Origin of the sequence: Natronocalculus amylovorans (genome assembly GCF_023638035.1) — an archaeon.
In the GTDB taxonomy this organism is placed as follows: Archaea; Halobacteriota; Halobacteria; order Halobacteriales; family Haloferacaceae; genus Natronocalculus; species Natronocalculus amylovorans.
The window spans coordinates 755,080-773,203 of the sequence record NZ_JAKRVX010000001.1; the positions used below are offsets into that span (position 1 = coordinate 755,080).

An 18,124-nucleotide genomic window follows, 5' to 3' on the forward strand; every position below is an offset into this window, starting at 1 on the left:
CCTCGATCGTCTCAACTCCGTCGATCAGCGTTGGCTGTCGTTTCAGTCCTCAGTCCAGTAGTACAGCTCTTCTTTTCGCGCACCACATGCAGGACAGGACTCCGGAAGCGTATCCAACTCCCCCATTTCGCCACACTCCCAACAGCGCCACATCAAGTACGCCTCACCAACGGAACTCCCCGGTGTGCGATCGGCGCTGATCGTTTCGACATGGGCGTTTGCCGCCACATAGAACCCTGCATCATCGAACCCGCGAACAACTCCAAGCTCAGTCCCATCCGCATCGTAGACGGTGTCTCTCAGCTCAAGCTCGATCGTTTCTGTTGCGTTGCTCATACCTGCAGATACGCAAACCAATAACTTAACGATGTCAATAGTTATCATTTCTTGATTTTTGAACAAACAAACACATCAGAAATTGTGATATATCATGTACTGGAGCGGAATTACGGGTGATACATCTACTGATTGTGGCCATATCTAGTTACATATTCAATTTAAACGTAGTTTCGTTAATTTGTGAATTATCAGTTACAATTCACATAAAGTCGGCAATTCCGCTTTGTTTGTTTGTATCATCCTCAAAGACCGACTCAAGCGACTTTTCCAAGATCGCAAGTCGCTGTTTCGTGTACTCTCTGCAGCCGAAGCGATCGGCCACCTCAATTGCGGTATCCATATATTTGTTCACAGAGCCTTGATGTACGGTGAGATTGACCCGCCCGCCACACTCGCGACACTCCTCGGTCAGTGGCATCCGCCGGTATTTTTCACCACAATCAAGACAGCGTGTTTTTTGTCTGGAGAACGCTCGAAGGTTTCCAATCAGATCGGGCAAAAAGTGATACTCAATCACTCGCTCTGCAACGTCGGTCTCATCTACTGCCCGAAGCTTTCGAGCCAGTTCCAGTTGTGCATCCATCTTATCCATCATCGAACCAAGGGTCTTGTACGCTGACAGACTTGGACCCATGTGGATATTCGTTGTATCATGCGTGTGATCGAATCCACGATACTGCTCATCCGTCCCGAGCGTATCCTCTCCGATCTGGATCAACTCCTCAACCTCACCTGGGTCTGCCATCCGGAGGGTCGCCTCGTAGAACTCGCGTGGGTACTGCCGGACAATATCCATATTATGCGCCTCGTCGTCGATTTCGGAGGGATCGATCCGTGATGACATCACCAACGGCGCATCCATCGAGCCCCCTCGCTTATCAGGCAAATAGCATTTACTGAAATTCAACAATCCATCCATGAGCAGCATCACGCAGTCCTCGTCACCGTCACAGTTGCGCCGTTTCGCGGCGTGGAAGTACGGATGTGCATACCCGACTGCTGCTGCTGTGAAGCCAACAACACGCCCAACAACTGCAGCAGAGGTGTGTGGAGCCATTCCGAATACAAGTTCGCCGACCAGATCATCCCGTCCGTTCACTTCATAAAACGCCGGTAGATCGTAGTAGTCGGTCAACAGCTCATCGACGAAGTTGGCAATCCGAATCATATGCTCCGCGGCACCATCCGAAAGAACAATATCTTGGACTTTCAGTTCGATCAACTGGTCATCATGTATGAGCCGATCGCCGTTGATATCCGTCTCATAGCCTAACTCTTTGAAATGATCAACTGTCACATCAAGCTCCTCCGGTCGAACCGCGGTCACCGGCAGATCAGTCATATCGTAGCGGACAGTTCCATCCTTGAACGAGGAGACGCCGTGTTTCGATCGCAGCACGCCCTTTTCCATCGGCTCTGGAATCTTGTGCGCGGAGGTAAGGCCTTTGACACCCTTCAGAATATCAAATGTGGCCTCGCGCTCGCCAAGCGACTCTAATGCACCGCGGTACTCCGCTCGGACACTGACCTCTTGCCACACAGCGGAGGAAATCTCCGACTCACATCGGGGGCAGAGAACACGGCCGGATTCATCCGGCTCACACTCGATCCCGCAGTCATCACATTCGTAGTATGGCTCCGTATGATCGCCACAGTCCGGACACTGTGATTTATACGTGTGATCGCCACAGCTCGGACACTCGCGCATGCCAACTTGGAGATCAAAGACGCCACGTCGGCCTTTGTCATCCATCTGCCGCGACGCTTGGCCGACGCTTCGCTGATTCCCTCCGGCTTCACGAATTGGAAATAGCGTGTGAACCGCTGGGGAGAGGTCACGTTTTTCTGACTTTTCGGGCCGCCCCATTCGATTCCCGATCCGGGTTGGCGCACGCTCTCGCAGCTCAAACGGTGCGACCTCACGAACCGCTTCCATTGCGTTGGCTCCACCGTCCCACGTCAGCGCCCGATCGCTGAGGTCCGCCTTCGTCCACGATTTTCTAAGGCTCTCTGTCATCCCAAGCGATCGAACAACCAGCCGCCACTCCGGAATACGAAGGGCATCCGCCGTTGCTGTGTGCTCAACAAGAAGATGTTCGAGCGCCTGCTGGGTCATGTCCGTTCGCTCGATGGCGAGTATCCCATCGACTATCTCTCCTGAATCAATGGCATCCGCAAGCGCGAGAAACTCGTCTACAGAAATATCGTGCCACAGATAGGTGTACTGTGGATGCAGCGGACAGTCATACTCTGTTGCCCACTCGATCGCCTCATCTGGCGTTGGATCGTCAAGATCCATTCTGGGATCATCCAGCATCGCTTGTACGTTCGCCCCAGCAACCTCCATATCCTGAGTCCACCACTCATACACATATGACGCTGGCACGAGCGCATGGTTGTTTTCGATGAACTCACCGAAATTAACCAGGTACTCCCCAATATCGATAATCTTCTCAACACCGTTTCTGATCTCAAGCGCCTCCTGTGGATCATCAATCCGCCGAACGTCACCGTTTGCAAGTCGGACTGTCGGACCGTCGATCGAATCAACAGGGACAACACCGGCTGCCTTCCCTGGCCGTTCGGTTTTGATCTGTGTCCCTGTTGCAAGGAAATCATCAATCAGATGCATCGTTGCAGGGTGAACGCCTGCGGTCGCAAAGCCATGATTTCGCGCGCGGCCATACCGCAGCCGAAAGCCACCCTGTTCGGATGGATGTCCAAACACAGGCCGCCCCGCAATCAGATCACGAAGGAACTTTGTTGCAGGCTCGGCTCGAACCGGTCCCTCAGAGTCGCCCGTTTCTGGTTCTTCGTCTGCCTCCGTCTCACTCTCTGATTCGTCGCTATCCACATCGGAGCCATCGTTGGTCTCCTCGGATCCGCTTTCTTTTCCGATCGTCCCATCGATCAAATCCTGCAGCCATGGCCACTCAACCTCATCCAGCTGTCGGGTATAGCGCTGTATCTTCGGGGCTTTCAGTGCAATCCCTTCCGCCATCACGAGACACATTCCACCGCGAGCGGAGTTTGTATCAACCCGTTCTAAATCACGGTAGCCGGAGACCTCTTCATCCCCGGTTGCCTCACCGTCCAACATAATCGGCATATTCTGGGCAATAAAACGGGTCTCTTTGTCTTTTGGTGAGTACTGCAGTCCAGTCTCTTTGTCGTACAGACCGATCTCTTCGACGTATCGTTCGATCTCATCATCCCGGCCTTTGTATTCCGCAATGCCGAGCAGCGATCGTGCATAGTCCGCAACAAGTACCGACAGTGCCTGTGCAGTCCCACCAGCGGATCGGATTGGACCTGCGTAGTAGACGTTGACAAACTCGGTTCCATCATCGTTTTTGAGCAGCTCAACCCGATCGATTCCTTCGATTGGCGCTGCAACAACACCCTCTGTTAACAGTGCCACAGCGGTTCGAACCGCACCGTCGATCTTCCCCTCTCGGCTATCGTAGTCGCCGACGGTTTCCTCAACGAAATCGTTTACCAGTTCGAGGGCGGCCTCCTCACGAGACATCTGCTCTTCGAGCTCTCTGACCCGCTCTGCAACCCCATCAATCCCAAGAATGTTCTCGACTCGATCGGCCATATCCCGTGCAACCGGGATCTCGATCTCCGTTTCGGGATCCTTTCCTTGTGCTTTCGCTTCGCTTGCCAGTGCAAGCGCCTCATCCAACCGATCCTCAATCCGTCCGAAATAGCGTTCGTCTTCCGGCCGCATACTCATACCGATACCCCCTCGTTATCGGTCATCTCAGAGCCACAGATCTAAATCGGTCACGCTGTCGTGCGATCGTTCAAGCGATCTGTCGAACTCACGCATGTATACCTCCCCCGCGAAGACGGTTCCCGCATTGAGATGTCCGGCAAGCGCCTGGCCACTCCGTCGCGAAAGGACTGCGTGTGTGTGCGCGAAAACCTCATCGTCTAAGAGCGAGATATTTCCAACACAAGCGGCCACCTCAAGCGGTTCGTCGAACGTAACCGACTGATACTCCTTGTCATCTTGGTCGTAAAACCAGACCTCCGCATCCTGGACAGCACCCATCGCGTTGAACCAGCCTGCCTCAATCTCTTCTGCGCGCGCAAGCGATTCAATCTCCTCGCGCCAGTCAGCGCCGGTTTCAAGCCGTGCAAGGAACTCACGACTTGTCGTGACTTCGCGGTAGTTCATAGCCGCGAGTCGGACGACATAACCAAAAAACCACCCCTTACTGTTGATCGGTTTTGACAACGATCACCGTCACTGGCGACCGATCGACCACTGTCTTCGCCACATTACCAAGCAGTACATCAACAACTCCGTGCTTGCCATGGTTTCCAACGACAACAGTATCATACTCTCCTTCGATCGCTTCGGCAACAATCTCCCGCGGTGGTTTCCCGGTTCGCCGTTTTGTTTCGACCGTCTTGCCTCCGGCATCTGCGATCGCCGCTGCCTCCGCAAAGATCTCATCTGCTCGCTCGTCAAGCTGTGCTATCCAATCGGAAACGCGATCAGGGAACGCCTGTTCTTCGCTGTAGTGTCCGAATGGATCTCGGACAAACAGTGTGGTTATCGATGCATCTGGAAACGTCTCACACGCATATCGTAACGCGTCTTCACTGCGGGTTGATCCATCAAGTGCAACGAGGATTCGATCGGCCATATCCCAGCTTTCTATGTCAGTATCCCTAAACATATTTTCAGCGAGCAGGACAGTCGGCTATTCTTATGTAAATGTATGAATTTGGGTTCTGAATTGGTTGTTTTCGTCCTCTATTTGACTCGCACGCTACTGATTAGTGACTGTTTTGTCTACGTTCAGGTTTGAGTGAAGTCCGTCACGTAGTGCTGAACACCACGCATATTCCGCACTGCTGGTGTTCACTCAGGAGGTATCAAAAGTAACGCTCAGTGCTCAGTCCGGGGTGGATGCTACTCGTCAGTGAAACAATTAAATTCGATAACCATCGTGTCGAGTTCCGTTCTCTCCGAATCGGATGCGACGATCCGATACACTCCGTGGACGGGTACAGTACCGACCGTCACCCGGTACGTCCGTCGGTCCCCAACTGGAATGTAATGCAACAGGTCGTCCTCCTGAAACACCGAGAGCCGGCTTGCACCACTTGCTGCCGCCGACTCGTCCCCGAAGACGACTTCGAGGACGCCGCCGCCATCGCGCGGAGCCACCGTCGCCTGCTGGATGACGGTACCGTCATCGCCACCGATAACCTCAGTCTCACACTCTGCGTCTGGGCTGTCCTCGTCACCGATACAGCCTGCTACTGATGCGCCTGCAGCACCGACCACGCCAAGAACGTATCGCCGTTTCATATCAAATAGTTATTATTTCACACGCAAAAGGCTTTAATTTGGCCCGTTTGACCAACCAACTTGCTCCTTCCAACAGTACGACGAGAAGGATCGTCCAGCCTTTTCTGGCCTTATTTCTACAATTCTATATCGCTATATTCAGTTTATACAATCGGTAAATTAGCCACTATCAAAATAAACGAATCACAGTAAATAGACAGCCAATAGTCCTATACCCACTGTACAGCGTACGATGCTGCTGCTCAGATCGAATAAAAACAAAAGAAAGACTGCAAAACCCTAGAACGGTGCCTGTGGGCCTTCGTTACTATCGTCGTCTGAGGTTTCACCCGGGAACGACGGGCTCATTCCGCCACCCATCCCACCAAGATCGCCGTCTGCACCGGCTCCCATCCCGGTGTCAGCGTGAACCTCGTTGATCTCTGGAATCTCTTTGACCATCCGGGTTTTGATCGCTTGAATCGTCATCGGTGAGATACCGCAGCCGGAACAGGCACCGCCGAGCTGGACGTGGACCTCGCCGGTCTCTCGATCGAGGTGGCTGATTGCTGCACTCCCACCGTGCATCTGAATCTGTGGGAAGTTCCGGCGAAGGAAGTTTGTAATCCGCTCTCGAAGTTCGTTTTCCGAATCCGCGCTTTCCGTGCTCATGCGCCCAAGTTGGCTGTGAACGGTCTTAGGCCTTTGGTTCACTGGAGTCCGAAAACACGTCTGAGTTCCGACCGAATCTCCGTTTGATACTGTTCAAGCACTGAATCAAACTTCGCTTCATCAATGACAACCGCCGTGAGCCGATCGTACGGGTCGTCTGGAAGGTCGACATAGAATGACTCCGATTCCGTGTCGTACATTGGTTCTGACTCGTTGAGGACCTGCTGATCGATCGCGTGAATGAGCGTTGAATCAAACTCGTTGTTCATCGTGTTGAATGCGTTCTTGTACGCGCGCTGTAGCTGTGGGAAATAGTGGACGTACTTGTCCTCGAAGCGTTCTGGATCGAACTCAACCATACCTGAACTCCGTTCCCGCGTTAATAAAAGCCGGACGATCCGACTCAATAAACCATATGTTGAGATATAAAATAGTGGCTCTCAACAGTAGTTAGTCATCTGCAGCCATCTGTTTTTGTAGATGTGCTGCGATCTCTTCCGTTTCCTGTTTAAACATCGAATGTCGAACGGCAGCTCGTCTCTGGGCAACCATTCGATATCTGCTGGAGTTCACAACATGTTTGCATCATATTCAAAAAATTGGTAAATTCTTCGACAGCCCACGCACCAAGGGGAGTCAACTCACATGTGTCACCTTGGGGCACAATCCAATACCGTGCTTCAAAATCAGTGAGTATTCGACGCAGTGTCGCACTTGAGACTGCTGTTTCTGCTTGGATAGCTGCACGATCGATAGGCCCCTGCTGAAGCACCTCGAGCACCGCAACTCGGTTTTCTGAATTTGCAAGGAGTGCAACCGCTCCATGTGCGGAATTCATGGCTCCCAATTATGTTGACTGTCAACAATTAACAACGCTTGTATCGAATTGCTGAATGTCGTGTTATTGTGTATCTCGTGCCCACATACCACGTTTTGACCACATGGATAAATAGCATGACAACGTAGTAGTACGTATGCTTGGATCGATCGCTAGTGTTGCGGCCGGGTTCGTCGAAACGTACGGACTCATTGCTCTCTTTGCGATTTTTGCGCTTGAGGGGGCACTGGTTGGAAAGGTGATTCCGACCCGGACACTATTTATTACGGCGGTCATCCTTCTTGGAGGATCACTCGTTGGGTACCTGTCCCTATTTGTGACTGCTGTTATCGGTGCAACGATCGGCCAGTGCATCCTGTTTATTCTCATCCGATCGCCATACATCGACGAAAACAGGCTTTTTCGGAGGCTCCGACTCAAAGATGAGTGGGTTGAGAAAACGAATGGTTGGTTTGAGGAGTGGGGCCTCCCAGCGCTGTTGGTCACAAATACGCTCCCGGGTGTGCGTGGATACCTTATTATTCCAGTTGCGCTCTCTCGGACCCCAACCTACAAGTTTCCAGTCTTCTCGATCGCAGGAACTGTTCTCTATATTGGTGCCTTGGTTGCGATCGGCTCCGGCGCAGAGACCGCAATTGATGCAATCTGACGCCAGCTATTTTTAAAAACGCTCCCACTCGCCAGGAAGCCCGGTTCGATCACGGACACGAAGCTCGCGGTCGGTGTCTGTCGTTCTTGTGTCAATAACCGCTTCAAACGGATCAAGCAGTGTGTGTAAGACCCGCTCTTCATGCATCGTTGAATTGATTACTGCGATCGTAGGCCAGCCCTCGCTTCGCGCTTGGCCTAACAGTACACGAGTAAATTGGTATATTCGATCGACATCCCAATACATCAGCAGCTGTGAAAGCGAATGAACGCCAACAGCAACTTCTTCGCCCCGCATCGTTTCGATCAACTCTGTAAACTTCACCCCGATGTCTGTGAGGTTCTTTGGCGAAGAAGCATACTTCGTAAACTCATCATCAGCGACGTCCCGCTGCTGTTCACGGCTTACACAATCAACAATCCCAATGCTGTCACCACTGTGGCCACTGAGTGTGATGTAATCGTCACGAACTCGATCCGCTGGATGGCCTGTTGAAATAACCAGCGATCGATCGGCTTCCGTCCCAAGGAGTCGGTGCCAAAGCTCATACTTCCCACTCATCGGTGGACCAGAGATCACAATACTCTCTTTTTGAAGGTCAAGTGCTGACGGCAGTGGGTGTCTATTTTCAGGCATTAGATATTGTCGCTCTTTAAATTATCGCGTATTTGGGTAACAGTACCTTTCGTGTCTGCACTTATCAATCTTTAGTGAGAAACGATGGCTGTTCAAGCAATCCAGGTGGACCGCGTTGTGTATCAAAGAGCGTCGTACGCCCCAACGCTCCGGGTAGATACTCTCCCCCCGGATATCCTGTCTCCTGTGCAGATACTGTTGGTTCGACTAGCATCTCCCAAACCTGATTAGATGTCATCCCATTGTTGTATTTATCTTTCCCTTTTGCAAGACCCTCTCTAAATGCAAGTTCAACGATACTTTGATCGTACGTGGTTTCGACGGAAGCAACTAGTCGTTGGTATTCTTTCTCATTCGGACACCCACAGGCGGTGGCAACACCTAATGCAAAGCCTCGTTCGATTGATTCCTCACGAGAAAGCGATACCCAATCGGTGTCGTATGTCTGTTCGTACATCACTTCTCCGCTTGTGTTTCCGGCTCAATTACAATTCCAGCCGGTGTAAACGAGAATTGGTGGATATCTGTATCAACTGGCGTTCCACGCATCTTCACTACCTGAATTCCTCGTCTCATTTGGTCGTCTTTCAGATAGTTATGGAAGAAAATGACGCCATGCGCGAGAAAATGCTCATCAGAGTACGCAGATGGGTCTGTCATCTCTGATATAAGCAGCGTTGTTGCGTCAGTCCGTTTGAGGGCGTTCAAAAACCGCATCACAGTGTTCTCATCATCATCCATCAGATAACGCAAGAGCATAGTCGAATCAACGACAACGCGATCGATACCCCGTGACTCCACGAACCCAACCAGCCTGTTCACCAAACTATTCCGATCGACTCGCTCTCCAGGTGAGCCAAAAAATCGTTTTCCTTCGGAACCAAGAGCATCAAGAAAATGCACACGCGTATCTTGCATCGCACGGTCGAAACCAAATTCGTAGCCGCTCATATCCTGAATAATTCCTGCACGTGTTTCGTGCATACTCACATACAGGCCGCGTTCCCCGTTCTCGTAGCCTTTGGTAAGAAACTGTGCAGAGAAGGTGGTTTTTCCGCTTCCGGGCGGTCCACTAAGAATATAAAGGCGTCCTTCTGGGAATCCACCATCTGTGAGCGAATCGAACCCAGATACACCGCTCGGAATACGCATGCATCAACTGTTTTTGGTTGAGATATAAGTTTTCGCTCCCGGTTTTCAGCGTTGAGAATTACACACAACAGGACTGATTCAACGGTACCTGCTTGACCTTATTCAGTGCTTGCTGCGATGTTTGGATCTACCCATACAATAAATCGATCTTCAGCTTTCACGATTCCATGGACGTTATCATCGTTCGCAGTCGTTGTTTCATCAACATCGTTTACGCCTACATCGCTCACTTGATACACTTCATCAACAACCCATCCAATTGTTCCTTGATCACCAATCGAATCGGGATCAAAGACAATAATCCGATTTTGTTCTCCGGCTTCATCAATATCGAACACCGTCTTTGGGTTGATAATCGACGTTGTTCGGCCGCGGAGATCCATTACCCCCTCGACGTGTGCTGGCGAGTTCGGTATTCGGGTCAAATCTCCGGCATCTACAATCTCGTCGATAACGCCGATATCGAGACAGTATGTCTCTGAACCGAGTCCAAACTCAAGTACCTGTGTCGTCTCTCCGGACGAGTCAGCTGTCTCCGCATCTGGCCCCTCAGATGCCCGTGTTTTGCTCTCTGCCATGTGTCATACACTGCTTCGTTTTGATAGTTAACTCTGTCCGCCGAATTATCAGCGGTGATTATCAGGGCGGTGGCTTTATTCCCGCTGTTTCGGTATCAAGCAATAGAATGTGGGGCGATCGACTCCGAAACGAGTGGCTCCCCGTGAAGCAGATACAGACTGTTCTACAGCACGGGGTTGTCCGCGGAGCAGGAGGTGACAGCTGTGCGTAGTCCACGCACTGTTGTTGTCGACGATTCGCGGTTCATGCGCGGGCTTATTACTGATCTTCTTGACGATGGTGGGATCCCAGTTGTTGGCGAGGCATCTGATGGGCGTGAAGCGTTGGAGGTGATTCGCCGTGAAGAGCCTGACGTCGTTACGATGGACCTTGAGATGCCGAATATGAACGGTATTGAGGCCGTTGAACAAATAATGAAGGAGCAGCCAACACCAGTGTTGATGCTCAGTGCATACACTGACGACGATGCTGAAGTGACATTTGAAGCGCTTGAGAAAGGGGCTGTTGATTTCTTCGCAAAGCCTGGTGGAGAGGTTTCGATGGGGGTCTCACGAATGAGCGACCAGCTGGTCGAGACCGTTCGAACTGTCGCTGGCGCGGACCTCGATCGGTCGGTGTCAAAAAACGGAACAAGCACACGTTCGGTCCAATCTACGGATACACCTGTAGCGGATGGCGCAGCGTTTGACGATACGTACACCGTCGTTATTGGATCGTCAACAGGTGGGCCAAATGCTGTCGAGCAGGTGGTCTCTGCATTGCCAACGGGCGACTGTCGGATACTAATTGTGCAACACATGCCTGAAGCGTTTACGTCCCGGTTTGCCGATCGATTGAACACTGCAAGCGAGTACAATATTTCAGAAGCTACAGATGGTGCACGGATCGGTGCCGGCGAGGGGTTGGTTGCTCGCGGCGGTTCACACATGGAAGTCTCAAGCTACCGTAATGGTCGGCTTCGAATCAAACTACTTGAAGACGATCAGGGCTACTCGGTGCAACCCGCAGTCGATGTTACGATGGCCTCTGTCGCAGAGACGATCGATGACCCACTGATTGGTGTTATTCTCACCGGCATGGGGAACGATGGTGCCGATGGAATCTGTGCAATGCACGAAGCAGGAGCGTGGACAATAGCACAGAGCGAAGAGACATGCGTGATTTACGGGATGCCGAAACGGGCGGTCAACACCGGTTGTATCGATACTGTTCATGATCTAGACGATATTGCTGGGGCAATTGTTCGGGGTGAAAACTAATATGACCCCTGTTTGGGAGCATCGAGGTGAATTCTATGAGTGATGCACACCGCAACGCTTTCGTTCACGAAAGCCAGGAAGGAATAACGGAGTTGAATAACGCGCTGCTTGCGCTTGAGGCAGATCCGGACGATGAAGAAGCAATGGATTCCATCTTCCGAATCGCACATACGCTCAAGGGTAATGCAGCAGCAATGGGATACGAGCAGGTCAGCGGGCTTGCACATGCGCTTGAAGATCTTCTTGATGAGGTCAGATCGGGCGATATTGCAGTCACAACGGAGCTGATGGATCTCCTCTTCGATGGCGTTGATTATCTAGATGCGATGGTCAGCGAAATTGCAGATGAGGGCTCGACGACTATCACTGTCGAAGAGCTTGAGACTGAACTTCGAGCGATTGCAGATGGTGAGGTTGGCGCACCGGGAGAAGAGCAAGCCACGGATGATGACGCAGCGGATGCTGGATCAGACCCTGCTGAAACAGCCGGTGTAGACGCCACGACAGAAGGTAGTGACTCCACATCGGAATCGAACGGCTCTGACGGAGACGCAGATGCAAATGCAGATGACAACGGTAACACCGAGGCAGACACCGCAGAAGACGAGTCTCAGGGCGGAGATGAACCTACAGGTTCACCTGCAGACGAATCGACTGTTGAGGTTCCCGAATCGATCGCCTCGATTGAATGTAGCGACGGGAAGTCAGTGTTTGAAACTGCGATCTCTCTCGGAGATACGGCAATGCCTGGCGTGGATTCGATGTTTATACTCAACGCCATTGAGGATGCTTACGAGGAGTTTGCGACCGTTCCTGATCGCGAGCAGATTGAGGACGGAGCGTTCGAAGAGTCGTTCACTGTGTTCATTGTCGCGGACACTGCAGATGAGATTGATGCAGGCATCTCCGCACTGAGTCAGGTTGAACGCCTCACCGTTAACGCACTCAATGGTGGTTCAGGTGCAGACACAGACACAGAGACAGATACACATGCAGATGCAGATGCAGACACAGAGACAGTAGAGTCCGTAGAAGGCGGCACAAAGGTAGATACCACTGATGCTGCAAATACCGATACAAGCGACGCTGGCAACGATGCCGATCGAGGTGGACCACAGAAAAAAAGCAAGAGTGATATCGCGTCTGTTCGCGTAGACGTAAATCAGCTCGACGAACTGTACAACCTTGTCGAACAGCTTGTGACAAGTCGAATTAAACTCCGGCGGGAGATGGAAGAGGCAGGTCTTGATTCGGATAATCTCGACGAACTGGACAAGATCACCGCAAATCTACAGAATACGGCGATGGATATGCGGCTCATCCCGCTCTCAAAAGTGGTGGACACCTTCCCACGACTTGTGCGTGATGTTGCCCGAGACACTGGCAAAGATGTCAACTTCACTGTCTCCGGTGCAGATATTGAACTCGATCGGACGATACTCACCGAGATTCGTGACCCGTTGATCCACATCTTACGAAATGCAGTCGATCACGGGATCGAACCGCCTGACGCGCGTGAAGACGCTGGTAAGACACCAACTGGATCTGTCTCACTGACGGCAACGCGCGAGCGCGATCATGTTACGATTGAGGTTGCAGACGATGGCGCCGGGCTTGATGTTGACGTGCTCAAGGCGAAAGCGATTGAAAAAGGCGTCAAAACCGAAAGCGAACTTGAGCTGATGGATGACAACCAAATATATAATCTCATCTTCCACCCGGGCTTTTCGACCGCCGAGGAAGTGACAGATGTCTCCGGCCGTGGGGTTGGGATGGATGTTGTCCACAACACGGTCAAGCAGTTGGACGGGACGGTTAATGTCGATAGCGAATTTGGCGAGGGAACCGTTGTTCGGCTGCGTCTTCCTGTTACTGTGGCGATCGTGAAGGTCATGTTCGTTGAAGTCGGTGGCACAGAGTACGGAATCCCCGTCAAGAATATCGCAGAAGTCACCCGTGCAAAAGATATCACGACAACGCATGGAGATGAAATCATCAAACACGACGATGATATCTACCCAGTACTTCGGTTGAGTGACGTACTTGATGAGCCGTCATCAGTCAACGGTAGTGGAATGTTGCTACGTATTCGCGATGATAAACGGCAGGTCGCACTTCATTGTGACACCGTTCTCGATCAAGAAGAAGTTGTCGTCAAACCGCTTGAGGGCGTTTTAAGCGGCATCCCTGGCCTCAGTGGGACTGCTGTCTTAGGTGATGGAGACGTTGTTGCGGTCTTGGACGTGGTGACACTATGATCGGACACCACCAGGGGGTGTTGGTGTGAGCGAACTCGGCCGAGATTTTCAGCGGGTGCTCAACGAGATCGATGATTCGGTTGATTTCGAACCCGAATACTACAACGAGGCGTATTTAAATCGCCGAATTAGTGCGCGGATGCGTCGAAGCGATACTGAAACGCATGCAGAGTACCTCTCATTTCTGCAATCAAACCCGGATGAGAGGGAGGCACTCATGGACTCACTGACGATCAACGTCACAAACTTCTTCCGCAACCCAAAGATGTGGAATGCGTTGCGTCCTGTTCTTCAAGAACTTTCTGCAGAGAACCGGCGTATAAAGGTTTGGAGCGCACCGTGTGCAGACGGGCGCGAACCATACTCGCTTGCAATGTTGGCGCTTGATGACCCAGAAATCAACGCTCGAAGAATTGAGATCTTGGGAACAGATATAAGTGATGAAGCGCTTGAACACGCCCGAGAAGGGACATACGAAACAACACGGACAACGAATATCGAAGAAGAACTCTCGTTGTTAGACAACCCGACAAAGTATGTTACCCAAGACGACAATAAATTCACCGTCACTGATTCTGTAAAATCAATGGTGTCATTCGAGCGGCATGACCTGATTGCAGACGGGAAAAAATCCGGGTTTCATCTTGCGTTCTGCAGAAATCTGCTCATTTATATCGATACTGAGTTCAAACTCCCCGTTTTTGAAGCCGTGGCTGACTCATTGGTTGACGGCGGCTACCTTGTTGTTGGAATGACTGAAACCGTTCCACCGGAGTGTCGTGATTCCTTTGATGCGGTAAACAAACGCTGTCGGATATACAGACGGGTGTCGTAATGTCATTATACCAACTTGCACGATCGGGTGACGTTGATTCGATCACGGATCGACTGTTAAATAGCGAGAGCGCTGCTGTCAGAAAGCGAGCAGCCGAGCTACTTGGCGAACTGGTTGCTGTTAGCGACACAGAGGTTGTTGGATCGATCGTTGCCGTTGCTGTGAGTGATGACGATGAGGATGTCCGAGCCGCAGCGATCGATGCCTTGGACGATATTGGCTCCGGTGCAGTTGACCAACTTCTTGTAAAAGTAACTGGTGCAAAAATTCAACAGGGTGCAGATTGGGCCACTGCAAAGCGATTTGCCTCAGCGCTCTCTTCGGATATTCCTGAACTCCGGATGGCCGCTGCAAATGCACTGGGCACACTTGGTGAGCCAAACGCAATCCCATCACTGCTGAAAACATTAACCGATGAGGATCCACGAGTTCGGATTCGTGTCTGTGATGCGTTGGGTAAGCTGGGTCATCCAGGTTCAGTCGATCAGCTTATCGGCCAACTGGACGATCCAAACGGGCGGATTCGACTTGCTGCAGCAAATGCGCTTGGAAATATTGGAAACGGCAAAGCATTGCAAGCGCTGCTGGATATGTTACATGATGAGAATCCGGAGATCAGGCGGATCTCAGCGGTTGCACTCGGGAACGCACGATCGGTTCGTGCAGTACAACCGCTTGCGGATGCGCTCTCTGATGAGAATGCACGGGTCAGGAATGCCGCTGTATTTTCGATTATTGAGCTGCTTTCGAATGCCCCAACACAGCAGAGTCACAAGATCAGAGAAACAGTAGTCACCGAACTCAAAGAGGCGGATACTGAGACAATTCTTGGCCCGCTATTGGAGATTATTACAGAGAGTAACCAGCGCCGGCAGCGTCGCAATGCCGTTTGGTTTATCGGTCGTGTCATTGACGAGGACCCACCACAGCGTGTAATCGATGCACTCGTCGACCGACTTGATGATACGGATACACCAACAGCACAGTTTGCAGCGACCGGTCTCAGAGAGATTGGTGGTAAACGCGTCGAGTCTGCGCTTCTCGAGTTCGTTGATAGCGACGCCTCAGATGACGCTCGTGCAAAGGCGGTGTTTGTGCTTGGACACGTTGGCGGACAGAGATCAAAGGCAAAACTCGAAAAGCTCTCAGAAGATGAGAGCCAAGCCGTTCGAAAACGGGCGTTTGCGTCCATCTCGAAGCTTCGGGGGCGTGGTCAACGATGATCAGTGCGATGCTTACACATCTGACAATCGCACACAGTTGGCTCCCAGACAATGGAGGTGTCAAACTAACACATGAGTGAAGGCGAATACAAAGTTGCAGATACAAAAGGAAAGTTTGCACAGGCAGTCAAAGATGGACGAGCAGTTAATGACGTTTCATGGACACAGGGCCGGATCCTGCTATCGAACCGTCGTGTTATTCTCATTGGTAACAGCGGAAAACGAACCATACCGCTCTCAAAAGTCCAAGGACTCTCTGGACGACATGATCCGAATCAGACAATCGCACAGGTGTCTGGCTATGTCAGCCTCAAACTGGGTGAAGATGTCTTACTGATCTCTGCGGCAGACCACGAAGCATTTGAGACTGATATCTATCGGGCAGTTTTGGATCAGAAGGTGATCCAGGCGAAACATCCTGCTGTTGCAGGTGGTGTTGTCCAAGATACAAAATGGGAGAAAGCTCGACTGAAAGTTGAAGAGGATGCGATCGCAGCAGCCCTCGAAAGCGGCAAGTTCGTTCGATTCGATCTCGATGACATAAGCGGTGTTGGGACCGAAGAGCGAACAGTAAATGACGAGAAGCGAACCGTCATCGAAGTAAAACACACTGAAGGGCAGACAAACGTCCAGAGCCATCTCACTGGCGAGCGGCGCGTGCTGATGTTTCTCAAAGCATTCCTCCGAGAAGGCGAGCGCCGAAGCCGGGCAAATGTTGATCTTTCAGAGAGCGAAAAAGAGGTGTTGATGGCGCTATACTCGGGCGTCTCACCGTTTGAAATTCCCGCGTTTATTGGGATGGATGTCGATCGAGTCGAGGAAATCTTCGAGAAACTTGTCGAACTTGACGTATTAGAAGAGGTTCGTGTTCGAAGAGAAGTCGCACTTAATTCACGTGGCCGAAATATCGCGAGTGAGGCGATGAACCAGCAGTGAGTTCCGTATTCTCAGCCGCAACCAGTATCACATGTTGACATCTTCGATCTGTTCTGTGACAACCACGCGACCTTTTGCAGTGAGCGATAGCGCTGACCCATTTTCGCTAATCAATGCATTCTTCCGAAGCGTTTCAAGGACTAGCTGAACGGTTGCAACATCGCCAGTTACAATCTCGCCAAGCTTTGCTTGACCGCCGGCACTGTACAGAGAGACGAGGACTTCAGTCTGCTCCGGTGAGATCTCAATTTCTGCAATCTCTTCCATTACGTCTTTGTACTCTAACTGTAGGTATCGACCGAGAAGATTGAGTTTTCGATTGTTCGGAAGGCTAATGAACGTTGTTTTGGCTGTTCCATTATGCATATGTGTCACTTCGATCGTTGGACGTTTTTTTCCAGCAATATCGTACTGCCCCCGGCGGAAGTTTGTCACCGTTGAGAGGTCAATTGTTACACTACCATCTCGGGTTACAATTCGTAAGGAGCCTTTAGAGAGCTTCAATTTCGCAGTTTTTGTGCTTGCATCGGTCACTCGGCCACCAACCTTGGCTGGATGTTTAACCTTAACTTTGTGTCCACCAAGCAATGTTTTGAAAAGAACCGTTTTGAAGCGACCAACATTATCGCCACCGGATTCTATGACGGCTACATTTCGACCGTCATCGATCGAATATGCGAGTGTGATTGTATCACTAAAGAATTCAGAGAGCTTTGCTGGGACGGTTCCAACGTTGATATCGCTCACAGACGATAGTGGGATTGTTGTCTTCCCACCGTCGTGTGCGAGGACCAATCGCTTACGACTTAAAAGGACACGACCAGTTACTGGCTCGGTCCGTTTCATGTCGGCAGTGTGAAAACGTCCAACGAAATCTGCAACGACTGCCTCACCCATACACTCATTCTACGTAGTGGCATGATATTGATTGTTTCGTGGGCCGTCACGAACAGCAAAGTCTAATGGGGTGGGTATCCAACCGAAAGGTGATGCCCACGGTAGAATACCTTAATTACGAAGTACTTGATGACAACGGCTGGTCGCTCGACGACGATGACCTCTTCGACAGCGCAGCAGATGCTGGCCTTGATGACGAAGACTATGGTTCACTTGACGTAAACGAAGGCGAGTACATCCTTGAGGCTGCAGAAGCACAAGGCTTTGACTGGCCATTCTCGTGCCGTGCAGGCGCATGTGCAAACTGTGCAGCGATCGTCAAAGAAGGCGACATCGAGATGGACATGCAGCAGATCCTCTCTGACGAGGAAGTCAACGACAAAAACGTCCGACTCACCTGCATCGGCTCCCCAACAGCCGACGTTGTCAAGATCGTCTACAACGCAAAGCATCTCGACTACCTTCAGAACCGCGTTATCTGAACCTGAGACGATTTGCGCTCAGTTCTTTTTATTTATTTCTTCACCAGCAGTGCGTAGC

Annotated in this window: 20 protein-coding genes; 7 read left to right on the forward strand and 13 right to left on the reverse strand. The window is 51.3% G+C overall.

Features of this window, described 5'->3' with window-relative positions; all coding sequences use genetic code 11:
- Positions 1-42: 42 nt before the first annotated feature.
- The 8 genes from AArcSt2_RS04020 to AArcSt2_RS04055 all read right to left on the reverse strand — a co-directional run bounded on the left by AArcSt2_RS04020 (position 43) and on the right by AArcSt2_RS04055 (position 7,160).
- A complete protein-coding gene (locus tag AArcSt2_RS04020; protein WP_174652386.1) occupies positions 43-336 on the reverse strand; it encodes a DUF7130 family rubredoxin-like protein in 294 nt (97 codons plus the stop codon).
- A 202-nt stretch (positions 337-538) separates the two neighbouring features.
- Positions 539-4,072: a DNA polymerase II large subunit gene (locus AArcSt2_RS04025; protein WP_250583153.1), complete on the reverse strand. Its 3,534-nt coding sequence runs from the start codon at positions 4,070-4,072 to the stop codon at positions 539-541.
- 33 nt (positions 4,073-4,105) lie between these two features.
- Complete coding sequence (locus tag AArcSt2_RS04030; RefSeq protein WP_174652385.1) at positions 4,106-4,525, reverse strand: PPC domain-containing DNA-binding protein; 420 nt, start codon at positions 4,523-4,525, stop codon at positions 4,106-4,108.
- Between the two features lie 37 nt (positions 4,526-4,562).
- Entirely contained in the window at positions 4,563-5,000 is a 438-nt protein-coding gene (locus AArcSt2_RS04035) for a universal stress protein (RefSeq protein WP_250583053.1), read from the reverse strand.
- Positions 5,001-5,269: 269 nt separating this feature from the next.
- Positions 5,270-5,671 (reverse strand): hypothetical protein, encoded by a 402-nt coding sequence (locus AArcSt2_RS04040; protein ID WP_250583055.1) that lies wholly within the window; start codon positions 5,669-5,671, stop codon positions 5,270-5,272.
- A 279-nt stretch (positions 5,672-5,950) separates the two neighbouring features.
- A complete protein-coding gene (locus AArcSt2_RS04045; protein ID WP_250583057.1) occupies positions 5,951-6,322 on the reverse strand; it encodes a NifU family protein in 372 nt (123 codons plus the stop codon).
- A gap of 38 nt (positions 6,323-6,360) precedes the next feature.
- A complete protein-coding gene (locus tag AArcSt2_RS04050; protein ID WP_250583059.1) occupies positions 6,361-6,681 on the reverse strand; it encodes a DUF5783 family protein in 321 nt (106 codons plus the stop codon).
- Positions 6,682-6,830: 149 nt separating this feature from the next.
- Positions 6,831-7,160 carry a hypothetical protein gene (locus tag AArcSt2_RS04055; protein ID WP_250583061.1) on the reverse strand — a complete coding sequence of 110 codons (330 nt, stop codon included), beginning with the start codon at positions 7,158-7,160 and terminating at the stop codon, positions 6,831-6,833.
- A gap of 136 nt (positions 7,161-7,296) precedes the next feature.
- Here AArcSt2_RS04055 and AArcSt2_RS04060 point away from each other — a divergent pair, with 136 nt between their 5' ends.
- Positions 7,297-7,809 (forward strand): DedA family protein, encoded by a 513-nt coding sequence (locus AArcSt2_RS04060; protein WP_250583063.1) that lies wholly within the window; start codon positions 7,297-7,299, stop codon positions 7,807-7,809.
- Positions 7,810-7,821: 12 nt separating this feature from the next.
- Here AArcSt2_RS04060 and AArcSt2_RS04065 read toward each other — a convergent pair whose 3' ends face one another.
- From AArcSt2_RS04065 to AArcSt2_RS04080, 4 genes are all read right to left on the reverse strand, one after another.
- On the reverse strand, positions 7,822-8,445 hold the full coding sequence (locus AArcSt2_RS04065) for a DUF7504 family protein (RefSeq protein ID WP_250583065.1): 624 nt from the start codon (positions 8,443-8,445) through the stop codon (positions 7,822-7,824).
- 64 nt (positions 8,446-8,509) lie between these two features.
- Positions 8,510-8,902 carry a DUF8057 family protein gene (locus AArcSt2_RS04070; protein WP_250583067.1) on the reverse strand — a complete coding sequence of 131 codons (393 nt, stop codon included), beginning with the start codon at positions 8,900-8,902 and terminating at the stop codon, positions 8,510-8,512.
- Entirely contained in the window at positions 8,902-9,597 is a 696-nt protein-coding gene (locus tag AArcSt2_RS04075; protein WP_250583069.1) for an RAD55 family ATPase, read from the reverse strand. The genes AArcSt2_RS04070 and AArcSt2_RS04075 overlap by 1 nt, the downstream gene beginning before the upstream one ends.
- Positions 9,598-9,695: 98 nt before the next feature.
- On the reverse strand, positions 9,696-10,175 hold the full coding sequence (locus AArcSt2_RS04080) for a chemotaxis protein CheW (protein ID WP_250583071.1): 480 nt from the start codon (positions 10,173-10,175) through the stop codon (positions 9,696-9,698).
- A gap of 246 nt (positions 10,176-10,421) precedes the next feature.
- Here AArcSt2_RS04080 and cheB point away from each other — a divergent pair, with 246 nt between their 5' ends.
- From cheB to AArcSt2_RS04105, 5 genes are all read left to right on the forward strand, one after another.
- A complete protein-coding gene (gene cheB / locus AArcSt2_RS04085; protein ID WP_250583155.1) occupies positions 10,422-11,435 on the forward strand; it encodes a chemotaxis-specific protein-glutamate methyltransferase CheB in 1,014 nt (337 codons plus the stop codon).
- 35 nt (positions 11,436-11,470) lie between these two features.
- A complete protein-coding gene (locus tag AArcSt2_RS04090) occupies positions 11,471-13,693 on the forward strand; it encodes a chemotaxis protein CheA (RefSeq protein WP_250583073.1) in 2,223 nt (740 codons plus the stop codon).
- A 25-nt stretch (positions 13,694-13,718) separates the two neighbouring features.
- Complete coding sequence (locus AArcSt2_RS04095) at positions 13,719-14,528, forward strand: CheR family methyltransferase (RefSeq protein WP_302928226.1); 810 nt, start codon at positions 13,719-13,721, stop codon at positions 14,526-14,528.
- Complete coding sequence (locus AArcSt2_RS04100) at positions 14,528-15,751, forward strand: HEAT repeat domain-containing protein (protein WP_174652373.1); 1,224 nt, start codon at positions 14,528-14,530, stop codon at positions 15,749-15,751. The genes AArcSt2_RS04095 and AArcSt2_RS04100 overlap by 1 nt, the downstream gene beginning before the upstream one ends.
- A gap of 72 nt (positions 15,752-15,823) precedes the next feature.
- Positions 15,824-16,687: a CheF family chemotaxis protein gene (locus AArcSt2_RS04105; RefSeq protein WP_174652372.1), complete on the forward strand. Its 864-nt coding sequence runs from the start codon at positions 15,824-15,826 to the stop codon at positions 16,685-16,687.
- Between the two features lie 27 nt (positions 16,688-16,714).
- Here the strand turns inward: AArcSt2_RS04105 and AArcSt2_RS04110 are convergent, their stop codons facing one another.
- Positions 16,715-17,584, reverse strand: a complete 870-nt coding sequence (locus tag AArcSt2_RS04110; RefSeq protein ID WP_250583075.1) for a CheF family chemotaxis protein — start codon at positions 17,582-17,584, stop codon at positions 16,715-16,717.
- A 92-nt stretch (positions 17,585-17,676) separates the two neighbouring features.
- On the opposite strand from AArcSt2_RS04110, the gene fer reads away from it, so the two are divergent.
- Positions 17,677-18,066 (forward strand): ferredoxin Fer, encoded by a 390-nt coding sequence (gene fer, locus AArcSt2_RS04115; RefSeq protein WP_174652370.1) that lies wholly within the window; start codon positions 17,677-17,679, stop codon positions 18,064-18,066.
- The last annotated feature ends 58 nt before the right edge of the window (positions 18,067-18,124 follow it).